Genomic DNA, 21,104 nt, shown 5'->3' with positions numbered 1-21,104 from the left:
TGTGTTTCATCACCGTATTATTGCACAACGCCTTGGGATGACCTGCAGGATAGAGATTAGATAGATAGCCTTGGAAATCGGTTAAAAACTCGTAGTTGATTTCTTTTAGGTAAACGTCTGTGGTTTTCCGATGTTTCTTTAGAAACTTTTTCACGTGGGATTCGGTTACCCCAAAGAGCCGAATGGAACCTTTCGCCAATGTATTGGCTGTTTTGGCTTTGTGATAATTGAAGATATCAAATAGTGATTTTCCTTGATCTTCCCCTACTCCAGTGTAATGAGCTTTTACAAGTTGGGCTGTTATGAGCTTGCCCTTGAATTTAAGATCCTGATAGATTTGGAAAATTTGGGAATGGACTTCTTCAAGGTATTGATTGGTTTGCCTGGCAAATGGCGTATTGCCTTTTAACCGTTTAGTTTTCGGATCCCATTGATCAAGGTTTGCTTTTCTTTTTAAACTGAGGTTGACGCGTTTGCCGTTTACTGTAATTCGGGCGTAAATTTCTGCCTCATTGTTTATTGCACGTGAAGCGTTTATCCAGAATAGGATAGAGAATGATTTTGGAATTGCCATAGTTGTATGTCTTAAAGATTAAACTTTGTTAGACAAAAGTCAAATCAACTATGCTACAATATTAACAATTCAGGCACCATTTTTACAATACTTTTTTGTTGACCGAATTGTTGACCAATTATTTCAAATATAATGAAATTAAAGGATATACCTGAAAATAAAAAAGCTTGTAAAACCATATGTTTTACAAGCCTTTGGTGCTTTTTGATAAAGCTTTAAGTGAGCCCGACAGGATTCGAACCTGTGACCGCCTCCTTAGAAGGGAGGTGCTCTATCCAGCTGAGCTACGAGCCCATTCAAGAACTGTTGTTCTGAAAATGGTAAAGACAAGATAAAACGAATCTTATTTGTCTTACGGTCGGCAAATATACAATTTCTATTAAAACATCATAAACAAAAAGAGAAAAAATCGCTCTTTAATTTGCATGATTTTATCTCTTGAATAAATAAAAAATCAAATGGCTTAATAACTAATTACTTAAGTCTACTATTTCAGTAATTATCTATAAAATAAATTTTAAAGAATTTACTGAAAAACACACTGTTTTCAACCTCGCTGCACCTTAACTTCAGTATGTCATCTTAAATTCATGAAGTTTTGTGACCAATTTATCTTGGTGGTACCAATCATTATAAGAAAGCTCCAGCTGATTTACTTGGAAGGTTCCGAAATCATGACTTCTATATTTTTCTAAAAGTTCCAAGAATTCCTCTTTTTGCTTTAACTGCTCGCTAAAGCGAAACACAGTGGCATGTGCTGTCTGAATCACATAGCGCTCGTCCATACTTTGTTCCAAAGTCGAATCTTTAAAGTCGTGTCTCAGGTTATCCCTTAGATGATTTAAGCTGCTATCCTCTAAAAATCCTTGGATCATAATACAAGATGGCGAAGCGGTAACTCCTTTACATTTTATGGTAATGCTTTGAGCATTTTTAAGGCTTTTTCCTATGAGTTCAATATATTCAGGCACATTGAGATTTGATAGCTCAAGTCCGTCATAACAAGAGATTATGGAGATTACTGTGATATGGATGTCTGTGTTTGGATAATAGTATTGATTGGGTTCAATGCTTTTAAGTTCGTTAAGAAATTTCTGTATTTCATTTTTGATTTCCACAGGTGGTCTAATCAAAAGTGACACTCCAAATCGATTGTCATCATCGGCGTGGAGCATAGGGTCAATGTCGTAATTATCGGAAGAAATTTCACCAATGGATTCTTTATAAAGCTTATTGTAATGTTCTTTGAGATTCATCGATTTTAATCAAATAGTAGATGATTATGGGTTATTGAAAATTTGCCGGCATTCTTAAAAGTAAATCACAATGGACAATAAAATTGTGAGTCATTTAAATTATGCGGACAAATCTCAAAAATACTAAAAAGTAACGTGCGAAAGAAACCTCTAGTGAAACCCTAGTTTTGTTAAAATCAATATAAAACATCCTATTACAATCAAAACATATAACAATTGTAAATAAAGATTCCTACATAAATAAAGCCCACAGATGGCGAGCAATGCCATAAAGCCCGTTTCAAAACGTGTGCATAATATGCCAAGAATCATCGCTGCAAAAAATAGATGTGTCCAAACGCTTCTCGGCTTAAAAAGCAAAGCGATAGCAACCACCAATTCCATCACCACAGTGACCCAGGCAAAGACAACACTTATTAATCCGAGGTTTGGTAAGATGTTCTTTAATACAATATGCTCTCCAATATTTGGATCGGTGGCGTGTAAGTCGAAGAGGTTTTTTGAATTACTCTTTATAATCTCCAACTTTTCTGGAAAGAAATTAATGAAATTCCTGAAGAGAACGCCACGGTTGCTCATATAATAATAGAAATCACCACTCATAAACTGAGTGGACATCAGTTTTTGCACAACCGATGTCAGAACAACAATCACCAAAAGGATCTGAATGTTTTTTAGAAGAATATCAGTACGTTTGTGATAGCTATAGATTAAGACCGAAAGCACCATAAAGATCAGCATAAAATGATGGTTTGCCACCCAAAAATATTTGAAATAGAGATCAACAGCCAAAAGAACAAAAAGAGTAATCCAAATGATGGGATGTTTTATTCTATGACGTAAAAAAAACCAACTCAATAATCCAATAAAAAGCACAGGGGTTTTCCATCGGCGGTGTTCTTCAGCCATAGTGAAAACATAGGCCGCAAGTACTAAGAGCAGCAATTGGGATGCCAGCGCAATTTGGTCTTTTAATGTGTCCTTTATGACGGTCAAATATTTCAAAACCCTGTAGTTTTTAAGTAAACTTCATCTATCAATACTCTTGAATAGTGACCGTTTTTTGAATTGACAATTGGTTTCCAGATTTGAACGTGAATGCTATCCTTTTGAGTTGTTTTCAGAATTAGTTGTCCAGCTTTATTGAGATTATCGATATTTGGCATTACCATTAAACAAGAGAGTGTTTTTTTCATCTCTTGGTTATCCTTTAATAAGGAATCTAAAGACATTCCTGGAATATATATCTGGTTACCGAAATAATGAAGTTCGGTGTACATCCCATAGCCGCCACCTTTCCATTTACTGAGGTTTTTTGTATTCACAAGAAATAAATGTACAGCGATAACAATGACTGCAAGCGTAGGAATGCCATATTTCAAGACGAACTCTTTTGTTGTGTTGTTCATAGGTTCTACTTGGATTATTAAATGAAGGAAATTCTAATTAATGAAATAAAACAGTGATAAGTCAGGAACTTATGCACTTTTATCATTTAGCAATATATAATATTTTAACGTGTTAACCACTACTAAGAAATTCATAATACTTAATTTCAGATCTAACGAACAATCTTAATATATAGAAACTAAAACTTCATATTGCGAAAAGGATAGTAAGAAACTTTGCAATAGATAATTGTAAATTATCTGAAGTAAAGCCACAAAAAAAGTAGCACTAAAAATAGCACTACTCCTACTCTATAATTATCTTGATAAAAATTAATTCACCAACTCAAACGCTTGCTTTGCAATTTCCAGTTCCTCATTGGTTGGAATGACCAATATTTTCACTTTGGAGGCATCGGCATTGATTTCTCTTAAATCTCCAGATCTTTTTTCGTTTTTAGTATTGTCCAAATGAATTCCGAAAACCTCCAAATCTTCACAAACCAATTGCCTGATGACACTAGAATTTTCTCCGATCCCAGCGGTGAAAACAATGGCATCCAACCCATTCATCGCCGCAGCGTAAGAACCAATATACTTTTTAATGCGATAGGCATTCATAGTCAAGGCCAATTGGCAATCTTTATTTCCATTTTCGGCTTCAACCTGAATGTCCCTTAAATCCATGTGTCCAGTAAGACCCAACATCCCACTTTGATTCGTGAGCAGTGTTTTGACATCATCTAAGGTGTAATCCAAATTATTGACCAAATGGAAGATAATCGCGTGATCGATATCACCACTTCTGGTTCCCATGATCAAACCGTTGGAAGGTGTGAACCCTAAGCTATGATCTATACTTTTACCGTCCAGAACGGCAGTCATACTGCACCCATTTCCTAAATGAATGGTGATGATTTTCGAATTTTCTTTTCCTAAATAGGCAATCGCTTTTTCTGAAACATATTGATGACTCGTACCGTGAAAACCATAAACCTGAATACCGTGTTCTTCATATAAACTTGTAGGAATGGCGTATCGCTTAGCTTTTGCAGGAATAGTTTGATGGAAAGCAGTATCAAAAACAACCACCTGCTTTGCCAAAGGAAAAATTTCTTCGGCAACAAGAATGCCTTCAAGATTTCCCGGATTGTGCAAAGGTGCCAAAGCAGCGTATTCTTGAATCTTTTCCTTCACTTCTGAAGTAATTAACGTGGTGTCTGAAAATGAGTTGCCACCATGGACAACACGATGCCCAACCACCTCAATTTCATTGGTGTGGGTAATAACGCCAATTTCAGGATCAAGCAGTAACTCTACAACTCTTTTAAGCCCTTGCTTGTGTGACTCAATGTTATGAGTTTGTTCTAGATTTTCGCCATTCGCTTTATAATTTATAGTGGCATTTTTATAGCCGATGCGCTCCACTAATCCACTGCATATTAATTTTTCGGAAGGCATATCCATTAACTGAAATTTTATGGATGAACTTCCGGAATTGATGATTAATATCTTCATGTTATTTTATATTTTTAAATGCCTTGTGCTTGAATTGCTGTTACAATAACCGTGTTGTAAATATCGTCTACGGTACAGCCACGGCTTAAATCGTTAACCGGCTTGTTCAAACCTTGGATTATTGGTCCAATCGCCAATGAATTTGTTTCTCTTTGCACTGCTTTATAGGTATTATTTCCTGTGTTTAGATCAGGGAAAATAAAAACGTTGGCCTGCCCTGCAACTTCCGAATCCGGAAGTTTTAATTTCCCAACAGCGATATCTACCGCTGCATCATATTGAATAGGACCTTCTACTTTGAGATCTGGTCTTTTTTCCTTCACTAATCTTGTGGCCTCCCTTACTCTTTCCACATCTTCTCCAACACCCGAATTGCCAGAAGAATATGACAACATGGCGATTTTAGGTTCAATTCCAAAAACCGTACTGGTTGCCGCAGAGGAAATGGCAATATCTGCCAATTGAATTGCTGTAGGATTGGGATTAATGGCACAATCGCCATAAACAGAAACGCGATCATCCAATAGCATGAAAAACACAGAAGATACAATAGGCGCTTCAGGTTTTGTTTTAATAAATTGAAGTGCCGGAAGAATGGTGTGCTGTGTGGTATGTGCCGCTCCAGAAACCATCCCATCAGCATCGCCTTTATAAACCATCATCGTCCCGAAATAGGATACATCTTCCATCAAATCTTTCGCCATCGGAAGATTGACATTCTTATGCTTACGAAGTTCAAATAGTGTTTCTGCATAAGATTCAAAATATTCAGATTCAATCGGATTGATGATCTTCACTTTATCCAAATCCAATCCAATATCAAGGTTGGTCACTTTATCCTCTATTTGTTTTTTATCGCCAAGTAGCGTAATATTCACCACATCAAGATCAACAAGTCGTTTGGTTGCTCTTAAAATACGTTCGTCATTTCCTTCCGGTAACACAATGTGTTTCTTTTTAGATTTTGCCTTTTGAAATAGGTTATACTGAAACATCCGAGGCGTAATCCCTTTCGTTTTGAAGGTAATGAGACGTTCAATAAGTGCATCAACATTGACGTGCTTTTCAAATTCCTTTATTGAGGTCGTTATCTTTTCTGTGTTTTCAGCATAAATTTGAGATTGTATGCTCCCTAGTCGATTTGTTACCGAGAATGTTCCGCCTTCTACCAAAATAATCGGGACAACTTCTGAAAGGCCTTCAATGAGTTTCAGGATGGAATCTTCTGGCATCAGTCCGCCTGTAAGCACAATCCCAGAGATAGAGGGATAATTATCAGAAATATTTGCTTGCAAAGCTCCTAAAATGATATCAGCCCTATCGCCAGGTGTAATAACTAAAGCTTTCTCTTTTAAATGAATAAGATAATTACGCAGTTGCATAGCACCCACGCTATAATTACCTGCTTGATTATTAATAAATTCTTCACCAAAAAGGACTTTGGCATCCAAGGTGTCCACAATTTCTTTGATGGATGGATTTGCCAAGCTATGATTCAATGGAATTGCGTTTACAATTACGCCTTTAGGTAGGTATTTCTCCAATTCTGAAGTCACCAGCGTCAGGTTTTGTGGTTCTATCTTATTAGCAATAACTGCAAGCACCTCAACACCTTTATCTTTAAAAGAATCAGAAGCCATTTGCAAGTTCCCTACAAGTTCGTCCAATGTCTTTCCAACTCCGCCTCCAACAATTATAGCAGGGATGCCTAAGTTTTTAGCAATCAATACGTTCATGTCAAATTCCATGATGGAACCTTCCCCGATGAAACTGCTCCCTTCTACCAAGACAAAATCGAAACGTTCTTCAAGACCTTTATATTTTTCAATAATCCGACCCATTATCTCACTGTCTTTGTTTTCATTTTTTTTCCTAATAACCTCGCTTCGGGTAAAAGCATAGGCGTCTTCAAATTTTATATCCAAATTGAAATAAGTGGAAACGGTATTGATATGATTATCGGTTTTTCCTGGCTCGAAGTTGTCAATAATAGGTCTGAAATAGCCTACTTTGGCGGCCTTTCCCAAAAGTGATTGCATCAATCCTAAAGAAATAATGGATTTTCCAATATTGGGTTCTGTGGTGGCAATATAAATGCCTTTATTGGTTGTTTTTTTTGACATATTAATTGGTGATTATATTTTAATCCCACAAGTGGGTAAAGTTTACTGATTGTGATACTCTGAAAATTTAAAATCTAGTTTCAAATGAAACCTCTGTTACGTTGAATTGTGGTGGATGATCTAAAAACCATTCGATTTCCAAACAAAAATAGCAATTTCAAATTGCTAAGCAAAGGTTGTATCATCTCTATAACAATTACTTTACATTGATTATATGGTTAGCAAATATCCTAAGTTCTTTTGTGAAATGTCATGACTTTAATCATGAATTTAATTTAATATCTCAATTGATAATTCTACCGATGCTTCAACGGATAAACTCGAAAATTAAAACCCAATCATGCGATGATATTCATCCAGATTGGATGGCTTCAAATACTGGCAGACCTCATCTTTTGTAACCACTTCATAGAAAACGCATCCAATAAAAAGGATCTTTAATTCTAAAAGTCATGGGTATTATATTTCCGCATAAAGCAAAGGTCATCAAAGTGTCCTACATAAATCACAATGTCATTTTTTTCCAAATTACCAAACCATGGAAGTTTGACTTTAAAATAGGACAAGCCGTTGATTTAAGTATTGATAAACCTGGTTACGAGCTAGCAGTCGCCCCTTTTACATTGACCAATGTGCCTACGGATGATCATTTAGAGTTTGTGATCAAAGTTCACGAAAACGCGGATGCGCTCACACAGGGCATTGCAAAATTACGACCGAATGACATGGTACAGTTATCTTATGCTTGGGATTCGTATTCTTATAAAGGCAGCGGCACTTTTATTGCGGCCGGAACTGGCATTACTCCTTTTTTACCCATATTTAGAAATATGAAAAACAACGGGATAGATATCAAACAAGAGCACAGATTGATTTATGCCAACCAGACCAAAAATGATGTTTTGTATTATAACAAATTGAAGCATTTATTTAGCACTAAATTATCGGTGATCTTAAGCAGAACGAAATCTAAGAGCTTTCCATTTGGTAAGATAGACAAAGACTACTTACTTAATTTAGTTGAAAGTACCGACCAGAATTTTTATGTCTGTGGGCCAAAACAATTTGAAGAAGATATTAAAACCCATCTGATTACTATAGGCGTTAAACAAGATTATATACAAACGGGCTACAAATTTTGATTATTTTTATAGAAAACTTCAATAAAACATCATGAAAAGTCCAAAGCCAAATTCTCCGAATAATTTATTTGAACTTGAAGAATCCGCCACTGAACGCAACGTACTTTTTGATAAAATTCAGAATTTCTCTGATGAATTCCTTGACTCTTTAACCACGCAAAAAGCGTTTCACCATGAAACACATGCTGCAACTGAGCGGGACTCATTCTTTGAAATTGATAAGGATAAAGAGTCCTTGGAGGATATCTTAGGCTTCTTTAAAGAACGTGTGGTTGATACCGGTTTAAATCCTGCCTCAGGAGGTCATTTGGGATACATCCCTGGTGGCGGTATTTATAGTTCAGCCTTAGGCGATTATCTTGCTGCGGTAACCAATAGATATGCCGGAGTTTTTTATGCCTCGCCTGGTGCAGTGCGAATGGAAGATGCGCTAATCAACTGGACTGGAAAGTTAATGGGCTATTCCGATGGATTTGGAGGAAACTTGACTTCTGGTGGGAGCATCGCCAACCTTATGGCGCTTCATACTGCGAAACATCATAAAAACATCAGCATTTCAAACGTATCAAAAAGTGTGGTGTACTGCACTTCTCAATCGCATCACAGTATTATCAAGGCTTTAAAAATTATTGGACTTGAAACCTGCATTATTAGAGAAATCCCTCTCGATGCGAACTTTAGAATTTCAGTTTCAGGTTTGGAAACACAGATAAAGCACGATGAACAACATGATTTAACACCATTTTTAATAGTCGCCAACGCTGGATCTACTGATGTTGGTGCGATAGATCCTTTGAAAAAATTAAGTACTATCAGTAAAAAACATAATATCTGGTTCCATGTGGATGCCGCTTATGGTGGCTTTTTTATGTTAACCGATTTAGGAAAAAAAAGACTCAAGGGAATTGAATTGGCAGATTCTGTAATTTTAGATCCTCATAAAGGACTGTTTATGCCTTATGGCTTGGGAGTTTTATTGGTAAAAAATATTGAACATTTAGCTGCAGCACATTCGTATAGTGCGAATTATATGCGCGATGCCGAAATGGAAAACCAATATTCTCCTGCCGATCTATCTCCAGAATTAAGCAAACATTTTAGAGGCTTACGAATGTGGTTGCCACTGAAACTGTACGGGGAGAGTGTATTCTCAAACTATCTCAATGAAAAATTACAGCTCACAGGTTACTTGTACAAAGAATTAAAATCTATCGGATATAAGGTGATTTGTGAACCCGATTTGAGCGTTATCGCATTTAGACTGTAATTAAAAAACTATAATAGAGATGTGCTCAATAAAATCATATTGGATTATATTCAAAAAGACGGCAGGATTTTTATTTCCTCCACTGTTTTAGACGATAAACTGACCTTACGCGCCGCCATTCTTTCCTTTAGAACGCATCAAAAGGAAATTGATCTATTCCTGCATTTACTGAAAAAGATAAAACATCAATTAAATATATAAAGTCGATTGTTGATTCTGTTTGTAATTTATATAATATATTAAGACCAACTTATAGAACTCAAAACAAATGTTCAGCTATTGTGTTTTTGCGACTTATTAGCTTTGTTTCGAAAATAAGCCACCAAGGTTAGCAAGAGCATTCCTGCCGCGGTAATATAAATCCAGGCAGGAATCGGAACAGGGTCGCCAGCAGCATAGGAATGTAATCCGGATAGATAGTAATTCACTCCAAAATAAGTGAATATAATCGACCATATCGCACATAGGCTGGCAATATTAAAGGTTAGTTTGTCCCTCAACTTCGGAACCAATCGCAAATGGAGTACCACGGCATAAAAAATAACCGAAATAAAAGCCCAAGTTTCTTTAGGATCCCAACTCCAATACCTTCCCCAGCTTTCGTTTGCCCACATGCCTCCCAAAAAAGTACCTATTGCAAGGGCAAAGATTCCGACCGTTAAAGCCATTTCATTCACAATGGTCATTTCCTTGATGGATCGCTCTATTTTCGTGGTTGGTATTACGCTAAACAAGATCAATGAAATCGAACTCAATACTGCCGACAAGCCAAAGAATCCGTAACTGGACGTGATGATACCCACGTGAACCATCAACCAATAGGATTTTAGGACCGGTTCCAAAGGTGTAATCTGTGGATCGAGCATGGAACCTCCATGTGCAAATCCCATCATGATCATAGCAACCAATGCGCCTGCTGCAGGAATAAAAGCATTCCGATTTCTGTAAAGAAGCAGTCCCGCCAGCACGCCAATTGCCGAAATAAATATAATAGCCTCATAACCATTGCTCCAAGGCGCATGTCCCGAAAGATACCAACGAACACCTAAAGCTAATGCTTGAAAGGTTAAGGCTATAATCATAAGTCCCAACAGTATCTTGGTGAGAATACGAATGATATTATTATATTTTGAGCCAGATGAAAACACTTCTGCAAAACCAAGAATGATCATAGCCATTCCTAAAAAGCTGTAAACGATCATCAACCAAAAGAAGGTGTTCAGATGATTATAGAGAATTTCCAAATTGACTTTTGAATCCGATGGAACAATATCTTCGCCCCAAATCTGCTGAAATTTACTGATGTCTTCAATACTCTTATCTGCTTTATTCCAGTTTCTGGTTGTCAATCCTTCTTTAACGCCCTTAAAATAAGGAGTTAACAGTGCAAAAGCCGTGCTGTCAATCTCAATAGTATGCTCTTCAGAACTATAAATCCAACTGATCCATGTTTGTGCAGGATCATTTTTTACCGGAATGACATTGGTATAATATCCGAAAGCAATACTGCTGAAAATATTGAATCGCTCGGTCACCTCTATAACCGCTTTATCATAATTAGACTGGTCGGCTTTTCGTTTGCTAAACGATTTGTTATCCTGTTTTTCCAACTTAAAAACTCCAGTATTTGGGTCCACAAGATTGGCATAAGACGTATAACCTTCGGCATTAGCACCGGTTTCCGTTATTAGTTGGCCTCCTCCTTTTTGACCTACTTTGATAAGAGGTTCATTGGCCCAATACCCTGGGTCGATCTGCATGGAAATGAACCATTGATCTGAAGATATGCTAACACTTCCTTTTTTATAGGTATCTTTTTTGTATATTTTTCTGAGTAGCTCTAAGGTATGGGTATTCATAGGCTTAATTCGACCTTGAAAATCCTGAACAAGGAGATGGCCAAATTTTTCAGCATGATTTGGGTCAATTATCCTGTTGGAACCAAGCTCATCTGGCCCAGCAAATTGGGCGTCTGGACGGGGTTTTTGCTGAAAAATTATTGTCGAATCTTTTGTTTGGACGCTGCTATTCTGAGCGAAAGATGAGTTTATCCCAATTCCCATTCCAAAAAACAGAATAAATGGAATTACAATAAGGCTTTTCTTGTGCATCCTTTTTAAGGAATTATTCAATTTCCAGAAATGAGTTCCTTTCCAAAACAAGGTAAAAAACATACCAGTAAATAATAAGAAATATCCGAAATAGGTGATGTTTGTGCCCCATCTGTCTGCATTTACAGAAAGAATGGTCCCGCTTTCATCCGGAAAATAACTTGCTTGAAAAAATCGGTAGCCTCGATAATCCATCACATTATTCATATAGATATGATGCTGGTTTTCCTTTCCTTTATCTATCACTGTAATTGTACTTTCATAAGACGATGGGTTATTTGATCCTGGATAACGATCCAGCAAAAAATCATCACATCGCAACTGAAAATCTGTGTAAAGAATCTTGGATCCAAATCCTAGAGAAATATTCAATCCATTTATCATTAAAGTTTTGTCGAATTCGGTAACTCCTTTTCCTCCTCTAATAAACAGCGTATCCCTATCATTTTCTGAGGATAATTCGACCTGAATAACTTCCAAAATATTTTTATCTTTTGGGTCATTTTTGTCCCCACTATAATAGACTCTCTCGCCTTTGAAAGCATCATTCGGAATGATGAAATTGGTATTGTTTAGGGTGTAAAGCGCACGGTGATTTAGAGTTGTAGTTTCATTCGCTTTAAGATCACCCGATTGTTGGGCCGATACTATAGAATCGGAAACGACACCTTTTTGCTGTCCTGCCATTGACATATATAGGCCATCAGTTGGGAGAGAAATCGTCATGACACCATTCTTTTCTGTAAGTTGAACTGCACCTAAAATTGGCTTGTTAAAACTAAACATCGTGCCATCAATGTTCTCGATGTCGCCTTTGGATATGTAATTATTCACTCTACCTCCCTGCCCTACCGTTACAATATTAATCCATTTTTTTCCCGATGTTGTGATTTGAATTGAGTCTTTGGCCAATGGAATATAATCCAAGGTTTTTAAAGAAATAACTTTGTCGTCAAACCGATAATTTTGTTCATAGGTTCTTTTGAAAGGCCATTTGGTGTCTTTAGCATTAAAATAAGACATCATATAGGGATTTTTGTCATAGCTAAGGGTTTTATTTCCATCGGCGACTACCAGTTTGAAATACGTAAGGTCGCTGATAATCTCATTGGTGGTCTGGTTTTCCTTGATCGGCATTTGTCCTTCAAAACTGATGTAGCGTGTGATGGTACCTCCAATGAACATAAAAATAAAAGCGAGATGAAAAACAAGAATTGGCCATTTTTCTCTTCTTAAAAGTCGGTAAGTTTTAATATTTGCGACAAACAAGAGAATCAACCAAAGCATCAGGACTTCAAACCAGGTCGAATTGTAGATGAGCGTTTTTGCCGTAGCGGTATCATAATCATTTTCAACAAAAGTCGCCACGGCCATGGAAATACCGTATAACAGTAATAGTACCGTCATGGTACGGGTGGAGAATAGGATTTTTTTTAGACGTGTCATTTGTTAGTTTGTTTTGTGAGCATCGTATTAGTATGTGCCTCGTAGTATGTAAAAGAACATTTTAATCGGTTGGTCCTGATGCGAACTTTTGATCTCCTATGTTCTCAACGAATTAAATCCAGAGGCTCTGAAAAACAAAAGATTAGAAACCCTATTGAGGTTTAAGAATACAAAAGTGGTGCCCCTAACTTTTAGATGATTTTAGCGATAAAAGGTTACAAGATTTATTCTGTTGATTATGTTAAATCTGTAATTAAAGGAATTGTTATGTGTTTGAGTCGTTGTTTGGAATTCTCATAACCACGCAAAAGTTCCCGAGCCTCCGATTTAGCAACGATTTGCGCTATATCTTATATACATTATTAGCGACAGGCTTTATTCCGCTGGAAATTTTTTTTATAAGAAGTAATACACCAAATTAAAATTTTCTAATGGTGCAGTATGTCCACAATTTAAAATGATATATTCACTATAATATTCTAAATTATTGTTTTTTAATCTTTGAATTTTTGATCAGACATTTCTGATGCTGGCTATTGGTCATCATTTTTTCCTGATAAAACTTAAGCCGCTCCTAAACTGTCGAATGCATTGCCCGGTTTTGGATAGACAAAAACATTTTTGGTAAAACATGAATGGGTTTTTTATATTTTTTTTTGTGACATTAGCTCGAAATCTTCTTAAGTTAGCAGCTGGTGTTAGTTTAGCGTATCTGGATTTGCGATATTTGTTGGATTGCCATTTATATAATTCACTACATTTTCAAAAGCCTTTCCAAAGTATATTTCATATCCGTTTTTTTCGACGTAACCTAAATGAGGTGTACAAATGACATTATTCATTTTAAGTAATTCATAATTAGCATCATAAACAGGTTCGTTATCATAAACATCAACCCCAACGAAAATATTTTTTCCGCTTTTTAATACTTTAAGTAATCCGTCTTTTTCTATTAACTCAGCTCTTGCAGTGTTAATCAAAACAGCATTTTCTTTCATATTCTGCAAATCGCTTTCTTTTACACATCCATTTGTAACATCATTTAAACGTAAATGAAGCGTAATAATATCTGAATTTTTAAAGAAAAAATCTTTGGTTTCTGCTTATTCAAAACCGTCTTCAACTGCTTTTTTTCTGGAATTTTCGCTGCCCCAGATTAAAACTTTTGCATTGAAAACTTTTGCATATTGGGCGATTTTTTTTCCTATTTTTCCATAACCCCAAATTCCTAAAGTTTTTCCATTGACTGTAGTACCAATATTAATTTGCCATTTTCCATTTTTCATTCCTTCAATAGCCTGCGGCAAAAGTCTGACGGTATTCATTAATAATGCCCAAGTTAATTTAGCGGGTGCAATTGGTGACCCAACTCCTTCAGCTACTCCAACATTATGTTTTGAACAAGCAATAAGATTTACATGATTTGAAATTTTTCCAGTTTGGCTTATTAATTTTAAATTAGGAAGTTTCCTTAAAAGTTCCTCATTGATTTCAGTTCTTTCTCTTGTTAAAACTAATATTTCGCTTTCTGAAATTAGAGATGTAAGTTTATTAGGATCTTTTTCTGTTTTATGCAATATTTGAACATTTTGTCTTTTTAAAAGGTCAAAACATTTAAGGTTTTTAATTGCATTTTGATAATCGTCTAAAATCGTAATTTTCATCGTTTGTAATTTTATGATTCGGGTTTTACTCACTTTCTGCTAACATCTGTATACATCAACCGTTTGGAAAATCAGTAAAGATATAGGGCTCAACAACATTCAACTCAAGATATTTGCTATCCACAACAATTGTTCAATTATCAAACTTACTTTTCATAATTTCAGGTTTCTTCTGTGTTAGCATCATAAATAAGTATCAATTTTCGAGTTGACTATCAAAAGCCACTATTACTATTTGTTCTTGTACTTAGCGTTCCATTCATCTTTTAAGAGCCCATACACTATATCATCCACCCATTCTCCCTCAATTAGGAGGCTTTCTTTAAAATGAGCTTCCTTTCTAAAGTTCAACCGTTCCAAAAGGCGAATTGAACTACAGTTCTTAGGATCGACTGACCCTATTATCCGATGCTTATTTAGCGAATTAAATAAGTATTCAATTGTAATTTTCATTGCTTCAGTTGCAAATCCCTTTCCTTGGTGGTCTTTACTCAATGTGCATCCAAGTTCGCATTGAAAATCGTCCTCTCCAATAAAACGCACTCCTATATCTCCAATTATTTCATTAATGTCCTTTTTAATAATAACAAGTTGAAACCAAGATTCAGGTTTATTAAATTCGGCCGGATTTCTTGCTGTAAATTCATCAACCTCCTTGAGTACCTTTGGTACAAACCCTTGATATTTGTTTGTTTCAGCATCAGACCTATAGTAGAAAACTTGTTCGTTATCTTCAATTTCAATCGGTCTTAATTAAATTCTTTCGGTCTCTATCATTTCTTTTTATTAAGGACAACTTAATTGAAAATGGGAATGTGTCAAATTTAAATCCGAAATCTCATGATAGTCATTTCCATAAATACACAATTATTAGCGTTAACTATACCTTGTATTATATTTTACATAGGTTATACGTCAACGCTTTTCTCTAATTCGTATGCCAAATATGCAATCCATCCATACATAAATATCGCTGCTATTCTTTGTGTTAAACCCTGATAATCATGAGGGTCCAATCCAACAATCGTTGACCAGAAATATATGAACATCACAAAGCCAGAAATTATAGATATTTTAAAGAAAGTTTTTCTTAGTATTTCATTTTTTAATTCATAACAAGAAATAAATGGTAATAGCATAAGTGAAAGACCAATTCCATAAAATCCATGCATTGGGCTACCCATCGGGAACAATCCATTAGAAATCATGGACATACTAAATACAATTAGTATGACACTCGAAAGGTAGAATCTCTTATATTTAAGCATAATACCCAAAGCCAACAAAATACCGGATAAGCCGGACAAAAGCGCCCCACTTTCTAGAATGAGGATTGCGGTTTTATAAGTTGTCAGTGTAATTTCGCTTCCTTGTTGTTTTATCATGTCGTAACCAGGAACCAATAATCCAGCTATAGTGACTGGAACAAAGAAAAGCAACGGAATGATTTTTCCTTGTTTTATTAAATAGTTAATCATTTTATTTTACATTTATTTTGAAATTCTTCAGTTCCATATTTGAAATTTATGATGTTCTTTATACAATTACTTCCCTTTTTAAAAGTTGTAGAGTTTTTGATAAAGAGTAATTATTTAAAAAAACATCTCCTTAGGGCATAGTTCCTTTAGAAACTGCCTCCCTAAAGAGATGTAGAAAAAACAGCAAACTCTCCGAACGGTAAGGTTATAATACTTTCACATTAGTAACCCTTATATTGATTTCAGATATTCAGTAAGATCAGACTTTTCTGTATCACTTAATTTAAGATTGTTCACATCGTTATATCTCGATACGACATCAGCTAAAGTTGCTGCAGAACCATCGTGAAAATATGGAGGATGTTGCCAAATGCCTTTCAATGGGGTAACTCTCCATTGTTTGGTGGCTGAACGTTTGACATAGTCCTTATCCACTGCCACAGACGCACTTTGAGGATGTAATTTTCCACCGTCAATAACATCAGTAAATAAAGGACCGGAATGGCAAGTTGCACACTGTGCTTTTCCTGAAAAAAGAGCTTTCCCTCTAAAGGCTGCAGCGGCATCAAATGTATCTTCAGGAGGTGTTGGTGCGGCTATAGAAAATTGATAGGCCTGTAAGGCAGGAAGTTTCTCGGTGACCAAATCGTCATCTTCTCTATGGTCAACTATCCAATTATCAAGACGTGCGTCTGCAAAATAACCATGCCCATGCATTTGGGTCACTGCAACATATCTGTTCCAATAGGCCACAGGACCTGCAACTTCATGCTCTATATCTCCATCCCCAGTAAAAATTGCTTTAGGAAGTCCGTATAAACCATACGCAGGAGGAATGACCACTGGATTATTTAAACCATCGTGATTAAATCTCGGATCGTATATGCCAGGTGCCCATGATTTGTACACATCTCTAGTAGCTTGGTCTAAAGCCGGAGACAATGAGATAATCAAACCAGGGTCTAAATCTCTATTAGGCCATCCGTCCAAACGATTCCCTATGCCAGGAGCAAAAGAATTATCAACAGTTGAATGGCACAGTGCGCAGGTTATCCCCATTCGATCCAAGGTTAAAGAACCATCCGGTTTTTTACTGACTTGACCTTGTACCCCAACTACAGCATTAAGTTGTAATAAAACCAAGGTGGTTTGCGGGTCATTTAAATCGACATCTCCATTTTGAATCGCGGCAACAACGGCAGCCGGTAAAGCAGAAGCATCTACCTTTAAACCCACGGCCAAAGCTGTAGCGGGGCTAACAGCAGATTCTATAACTTGGTTCATTTGTAGTACGTCTGTCCAAAATGTCTCATCACCAAAAGTGTCATACCGAAATATGTCTTTCCCCTCTTGAACCAATTGCGGATCCAATGGCGGCAAATTCAAACTGCCTTCTCCTGGTGGAATTGAAACAATAGTACCAGAATCATCATCATTGCAACTAAAAAAGCTAAGCATAGTCATTACGGTGAATATCAACGTAGAAATCTTTAAATAATTTTTCATGATTTTTTGTTTTTTGTTAGTTAACAATCTTCCCTTAAATTTGAAATCAATTCGGAAGAAGATTCTATAAGTTTAGATTCATAAAATTAACTTGGGTTACAAAAAACTACAGATATTTTAAGGATATGTCTAAAGTTGACATAAGGATAACTTTCGAAGATTGAAGCTTGTCTTTTCACACTAAATGAGCCAGTTAACACATCTACATGAATGATAAAAACATTTTATATTTCCAGTATTATTTCAGATGCAGATCATTCATAAAGACATAAAAAAACCAAGCCTCATTATACTATACTTAGTAGAACGATCTTGGGTTTTTACACTCACAAGCACCTCAGATTCAAACTATATGTGATATCAATTTTTTAATTTGATTAAAATTTTATAATAACTATTTGGCAATTGTAATCGTGCCTTTCATCACTTTGTGTAAATCGCAGTAATATTTAATATCTTCAGTGATAACTTTCGACCAAGATTCTCCTTGATTGAGAGGTTTTGATGTCCATTTTTTACTTGTCAATTCAGTGACATCATGCTGATAAAAATCTTTATTGATCCATACCACAGTATCACCTTTATTGACCACCAGATTCTCTGGGTTAAATTTCATTTTAAAAATGGTTACGGTATGTCTTGTAGGCTTGTAAGTATCTTCTGGGTTCTTAAATCCCATTAGTATCACTAAAAAACAAATCATCACTGCCAAGGTCAATAAATATTTAGAAACTAAAGATTTATGTGTTTGCATTATTTTGAAATTTTAGTTTGTGCCATTTTAGCATGTCCTAGATGCGCTTCTAAAGCCGGTAGTACCGCTTCGAGTAAATCTTTTAATTCTGAGTTTTGCGCTTGAGGAATCAATACGTTTTTTACCGCTCCAATGACCGCTTCGTGATAGGCGACTTCGTTATCAATATAAGTTTTGTCAAAATCCATTTTACTGACACTGTTCAGTTTTTTCAATGTCTCTTTGGATTGGGTCATTAAGGATTGGCTCACCGCATTATCTTTAGGAGTTACGCCTAACTTTGTGACCAATGCTACCGCTTGTTTGATGACGGCACTATGGTCTTCAATCATTCGGTTTGCAAAATCAGTCACCTCCTTATTTTTAGAGCGTTTAATCGCCACTTTTCCATAATCAATGTCAATTTGATTTGCGACCACAGCTACAGAAGCTATTTCAGGATCTGTTAATGGCGGCGTGTCTTGAGCCATCATCAAACTTGATATGCCCATTACTAACGTACAAATTACTATCAATTTGTAATTCATTTTTGTTTTCATAATATGTTGCTATTTAAATGTTATTTACTCTTTTGATGAAAAAAACGCGTTTGGGTTACAAATAATTCTGAAAATTATTTCCCAAGGGCGTTAATAAATCTGGTTCTCATTTTATCTTTTAGAAACTTACCACTGAAGAAATTCGTTTTGGTCACACTTTTTTCATCTCTTACCCCACGAGATGCCACACATAAATGAGTAGCTTCAATAAAAACAGCTACATCATCGGTTTTTAAAAGCTCTGATAATTTCTGACCAATTTCAACCGTGAGCTTTTCTTGTATTTGTGGTTTACTGGCGATGAATTGAACAATTCGATTAATTTTTGACAAACCAATCACTCTGTCTTTAGGCATATAAGCCACGGCAACTTTTCCGAAAAATGGCACAAAATGATGTTCGCAATAAGAAAACATGGTGATATTGTCCACCAATATCATATCCTTATAATTAGTGCTATTGTCAAAAAATGAAATTTTCGGAAAATTTTTCTCATTCAATCCCCTAAACACTTCATTCACATACATTTTTGCGACTCTTTCCGGCGTTTTCTTTAAACTTTCGTCATCGAGATCCAAACCAAGTGCCTCCATTATTTTGTAAAAATGATATTGTATAGATTCCAACTTATCCTGATCTGTTAGATCCTCAATTGGTGCTTTTTTACTTGAATACATAGTAGTTTCAAGAACTCTATTTCCGTTAATTTCCATAATCAATTTAGTTGTTTGAATTAGTTAAAAATCTGCATTAAGCTTTCTGGAACACTGTAGCTAAATAATTCAAAACTCCGATTTATTAGAACTGATCAGATGACCGTTTCCTAGCAACTTAAAAGCTGGTGCCATAAGTTTAGATGAGAATCGTGAAAAAAGGTTACAAAATTTGTAACCTTATTTATGAAATCGCATCTAAAGAGAAACAGCAACCGTTATGTATACCAAAATAACACCAGAAAAGGAATTGACCGAGGCGGCAATAATTGAAAAAATACTCGAAGGTGACATTCAATTATTTGAGATTTTAATGAGACGCTATAATGAACTTTTATATAGGACCATTAGAAGTTACTTATTAACCGATGTGGAAGACACTATGCAAGACACTTATATTAAAGCCTTTGAAAAATTATTTCAATTTAAAAATGAGTCTAAATTTTCTACATGGTTGATAAGAATAGGAATAAATGAAGCCTTACAACGAAAGCGAAAATCGCCAAAATATGCAACCATTTCATTACAGCAAGATGATAATTTTTTACAAATAGCAGATCAAAACACTATGAATCCTGAACGACATACTATATATAAAGAATCTTCTTGTTTTATGGAAAAAGCAATAGATACATTGCCTGAAAAATATAAAATCGTTTATATGCTCAAAGAAGTTGAAGGACTGGACATCTCTGAAATATCGAAATCCTTGAATTTGAGCAACACCAATGTTAAAGTGCGTTTATTTAGAGCACGGAATATGCTTAAAAACGCTATCCTAAACTTATCGGATTACTCCAGCGTTTTTGAGTTTGGAAATTCAAAGTGTGATAACGTTGTAGCCAATGTTATGGACTATATCTATAAAAATCATTCTATTAAATAAACTCCTGGTATGTCTGCATGATTTGTTTGGTCTTTCTTTTGTAGTTCCTTCAGTATAATTAAAACAGGAGGAAATTTGATACATTCCAATTATTTTGTAAATGAATAAGGGCATAAAAACTAAAAAAATGGAAACAGAATTAAATTTATGGGAAATCAACAGAAAACTTCTTTTGGAATATTTTGAGAGTTATTCCCTAGAACAATTGAATACAATCCCTCAAGGCTTCAACAACAATCTCATTTGGAATATTGGCCATGTCATAGTCGTCCAGCAAGCATTGCTTTACTCCTCTTCGAATTTACCAGGAAATATCTCAAATGAGATGGTCAACTTATACAAACCAGGAACATTCCCGACAGGAAATACCCAACAGATCGAAGTCAATTCACTAGAAGAGCTTTTAATTTCATTAGTTGAAAAAACTAAAATCGATTATTCACATCAACGTTTCAGTTCATTTACACCACGCAAAACACCTATCGGATTTAATATAGATGCAGTTGAAGATGCCATTATATTCAATAATTACCATGAAGCTTTGCATTTAGGCGCTATGATGGCCATTAAGAAATTTATTAAATAAACTAGGTTCTTCTGGACTCGAAAATTTAAGACACTTTCAACATATATGAGGATAGTGAGGAAAACAGAATCGGAATCTTGACTTTTCTAATTGCTGTTATTATATTTTCCTAAACGGCTTGAAGTTTTTTTAAAACAATTGCCCAGACAATAA

At 35.5% G+C, this 21,104-nt stretch carries 18 protein-coding genes, 1 tRNA gene and 1 pseudogene; 5 read left to right on the top strand and 15 right to left on the bottom strand.

All coding sequences use genetic code 11. The annotated features are described in order from the left end of the window. From ESZ48_RS14355 to pta, 7 genes are all read right to left on the bottom strand, one after another. Window positions 1-574: phage integrase SAM-like domain-containing protein (locus tag ESZ48_RS14355; RefSeq protein ID WP_190246275.1), on the bottom strand; the 574-nt coding region annotated here is incomplete at its 3' end. Window positions 575-794: 220 nt separating this feature from the next. Further along, window positions 795-868 (bottom strand) — tRNA-Arg (locus ESZ48_RS14350). A gap of 275 nt (window positions 869-1,143) precedes the next feature. Further along, complete coding sequence (locus ESZ48_RS14345) at window positions 1,144-1,830, bottom strand: 2'-5' RNA ligase family protein (protein ID WP_129018189.1); 687 nt, start codon at window positions 1,828-1,830, stop codon at window positions 1,144-1,146. Between the two features lie 150 nt (window positions 1,831-1,980). Then, a complete protein-coding gene (locus ESZ48_RS14340) occupies window positions 1,981-2,835 on the bottom strand; it encodes a hypothetical protein (protein WP_129018188.1) in 855 nt (284 codons plus the stop codon). Continuing rightward, entirely contained in the window at window positions 2,832-3,239 is a 408-nt protein-coding gene (locus ESZ48_RS14335; RefSeq protein ID WP_129018187.1) for a hypothetical protein, read from the bottom strand. The genes ESZ48_RS14340 and ESZ48_RS14335 overlap by 4 nt, the downstream gene beginning before the upstream one ends. Before the next feature lie 312 nt (window positions 3,240-3,551). Beyond that, window positions 3,552-4,736, bottom strand: a complete 1,185-nt coding sequence (locus tag ESZ48_RS14330; RefSeq protein ID WP_129018186.1) for an acetate/propionate family kinase — start codon at window positions 4,734-4,736, stop codon at window positions 3,552-3,554. Between the two features lie 14 nt (window positions 4,737-4,750). Beyond that, window positions 4,751-6,859 (bottom strand): phosphate acetyltransferase, encoded by a 2,109-nt coding sequence (pta, locus tag ESZ48_RS14325; protein ID WP_129018185.1) that lies wholly within the window; start codon window positions 6,857-6,859, stop codon window positions 4,751-4,753. 452 nt (window positions 6,860-7,311) lie between these two features. On the opposite strand from pta, the gene ESZ48_RS14320 reads away from it, so the two are divergent. From ESZ48_RS14320 to ESZ48_RS19600, 3 genes are read left to right on the top strand one after another with little or no spacing between them, the layout of a single operon-like run. Beyond that, on the top strand, window positions 7,312-8,001 hold the full coding sequence (locus ESZ48_RS14320) for a ferredoxin reductase domain-containing protein (protein ID WP_129018184.1): 690 nt from the start codon (window positions 7,312-7,314) through the stop codon (window positions 7,999-8,001). A 31-nt stretch (window positions 8,002-8,032) separates the two neighbouring features. Then, the gene (locus tag ESZ48_RS14315) at window positions 8,033-9,268 is read left to right on the top strand and encodes a pyridoxal phosphate-dependent decarboxylase family protein (protein ID WP_223266461.1); all 1,236 of its coding nucleotides are present in this window, start codon (window positions 8,033-8,035) and stop codon (window positions 9,266-9,268) included. Between the two features lie 21 nt (window positions 9,269-9,289). Beyond that, window positions 9,290-9,469: a hypothetical protein gene (locus ESZ48_RS19600; RefSeq protein WP_223266460.1), complete on the top strand. Its 180-nt coding sequence runs from the start codon at window positions 9,290-9,292 to the stop codon at window positions 9,467-9,469. A gap of 71 nt (window positions 9,470-9,540) precedes the next feature. Here the strand turns inward: ESZ48_RS19600 and ccsA are convergent, their stop codons facing one another. From ccsA to folE, 8 genes and pseudogenes are all read right to left on the bottom strand, one after another. Next, a complete protein-coding gene (gene ccsA, locus ESZ48_RS14310; protein WP_129018183.1) occupies window positions 9,541-12,825 on the bottom strand; it encodes a cytochrome c biogenesis protein in 3,285 nt (1,094 codons plus the stop codon). Window positions 12,826-13,523: 698 nt separating this feature from the next. Continuing rightward, a pseudogene (locus tag ESZ48_RS14305) lies at window positions 13,524-14,489 on the bottom strand (D-2-hydroxyacid dehydrogenase family protein). Between the two features lie 231 nt (window positions 14,490-14,720). Continuing rightward, the gene (locus ESZ48_RS19805) at window positions 14,721-15,233 is read right to left on the bottom strand and encodes a GNAT family N-acetyltransferase (RefSeq protein ID WP_394345729.1); all 513 of its coding nucleotides are present in this window, start codon (window positions 15,231-15,233) and stop codon (window positions 14,721-14,723) included. Window positions 15,234-15,397: 164 nt separating this feature from the next. After that, a complete protein-coding gene (locus tag ESZ48_RS14295; protein WP_129018182.1) occupies window positions 15,398-15,967 on the bottom strand; it encodes a DUF998 domain-containing protein in 570 nt (189 codons plus the stop codon). A gap of 231 nt (window positions 15,968-16,198) precedes the next feature. Then, window positions 16,199-17,473 carry a hypothetical protein gene (locus ESZ48_RS14290; RefSeq protein WP_129018181.1) on the bottom strand — a complete coding sequence of 425 codons (1,275 nt, stop codon included), beginning with the start codon at window positions 17,471-17,473 and terminating at the stop codon, window positions 16,199-16,201. Window positions 17,474-17,867: 394 nt separating this feature from the next. Further along, the gene (locus ESZ48_RS14285; protein ID WP_129018180.1) at window positions 17,868-18,227 is read right to left on the bottom strand and encodes a plastocyanin/azurin family copper-binding protein; all 360 of its coding nucleotides are present in this window, start codon (window positions 18,225-18,227) and stop codon (window positions 17,868-17,870) included. Next, window positions 18,227-18,766, bottom strand: a complete 540-nt coding sequence (locus ESZ48_RS14280; protein WP_129018179.1) for a DUF4142 domain-containing protein — start codon at window positions 18,764-18,766, stop codon at window positions 18,227-18,229. Before ESZ48_RS14280 ends, ESZ48_RS14285 begins: the two co-directional genes overlap by 1 nt. Window positions 18,767-18,840: 74 nt before the next feature. Further along, window positions 18,841-19,479, bottom strand: a complete 639-nt coding sequence (gene folE, locus ESZ48_RS14275; protein WP_190246274.1) for a GTP cyclohydrolase I FolE — start codon at window positions 19,477-19,479, stop codon at window positions 18,841-18,843. Window positions 19,480-19,699: 220 nt separating this feature from the next. Here folE and ESZ48_RS14270 point away from each other — a divergent pair, with 220 nt between their 5' ends. Continuing rightward, window positions 19,700-20,365 carry a sigma-70 family RNA polymerase sigma factor gene (locus ESZ48_RS14270; RefSeq protein WP_129018178.1) on the top strand — a complete coding sequence of 222 codons (666 nt, stop codon included), beginning with the start codon at window positions 19,700-19,702 and terminating at the stop codon, window positions 20,363-20,365. A 127-nt stretch (window positions 20,366-20,492) separates the two neighbouring features. Then, on the top strand, window positions 20,493-20,951 hold the full coding sequence (locus ESZ48_RS14265) for a DinB family protein (RefSeq protein WP_129018177.1): 459 nt from the start codon (window positions 20,493-20,495) through the stop codon (window positions 20,949-20,951). Window positions 20,952-21,104: the final 153 nt, after the last annotated feature.

This window comes from Gelidibacter gilvus (assembly GCF_004115975.1).
In the GTDB taxonomy this organism is placed as follows: domain Bacteria; phylum Bacteroidota; class Bacteroidia; order Flavobacteriales; family Flavobacteriaceae; genus Gelidibacter; species Gelidibacter gilvus.
This window is presented reverse-complemented; position numbering and strand designations above follow the sequence as displayed.

Coding starts and splice junctions, on each gene's coding strand:
- ESZ48_RS14345 (WP_129018189.1), bottom strand. CDS start 1,830: ATGAATCTCAAAGAACATTACAATAAGCTTTATAAAGAATCCATTGGT.
- ESZ48_RS14335 (WP_129018187.1), bottom strand. CDS start 3,239: ATGAACAACACAACAAAAGAGTTCGTCTTGAAATATGGCATTCCTACG.
- ESZ48_RS14330 (WP_129018186.1), bottom strand. CDS start 4,736: ATGAAGATATTAATCATCAATTCCGGAAGTTCATCCATAAAATTTCAG.
- pta (WP_129018185.1), bottom strand. CDS start 6,859: ATGTCAAAAAAAACAACCAATAAAGGCATTTATATTGCCACCACAGAA.
- ESZ48_RS14320 (WP_129018184.1), top strand. CDS start 7,312: ATGGGTATTATATTTCCGCATAAAGCAAAGGTCATCAAAGTGTCCTAC.
- ESZ48_RS14315 (WP_223266461.1), top strand. CDS start 8,033: ATGAAAAGTCCAAAGCCAAATTCTCCGAATAATTTATTTGAACTTGAA.
- ccsA (WP_129018183.1), bottom strand. CDS start 12,825: ATGACACGTCTAAAAAAAATCCTATTCTCCACCCGTACCATGACGGTA.
- ESZ48_RS14295 (WP_129018182.1), bottom strand. CDS start 15,967: ATGATTAACTATTTAATAAAACAAGGAAAAATCATTCCGTTGCTTTTC.
- ESZ48_RS14290 (WP_129018181.1), bottom strand. CDS start 17,473: ATGAAAAATTATTTAAAGATTTCTACGTTGATATTCACCGTAATGACT.
- ESZ48_RS14285 (WP_129018180.1), bottom strand. CDS start 18,227: ATGCAAACACATAAATCTTTAGTTTCTAAATATTTATTGACCTTGGCA.
- ESZ48_RS14280 (WP_129018179.1), bottom strand. CDS start 18,766: ATGAAAACAAAAATGAATTACAAATTGATAGTAATTTGTACGTTAGTA.
- folE (WP_190246274.1), bottom strand. CDS start 19,479: ATGGAAATTAACGGAAATAGAGTTCTTGAAACTACTATGTATTCAAGT.
- ESZ48_RS14270 (WP_129018178.1), top strand. CDS start 19,700: ATGTATACCAAAATAACACCAGAAAAGGAATTGACCGAGGCGGCAATA.
- ESZ48_RS14265 (WP_129018177.1), top strand. CDS start 20,493: ATGGAAACAGAATTAAATTTATGGGAAATCAACAGAAAACTTCTTTTG.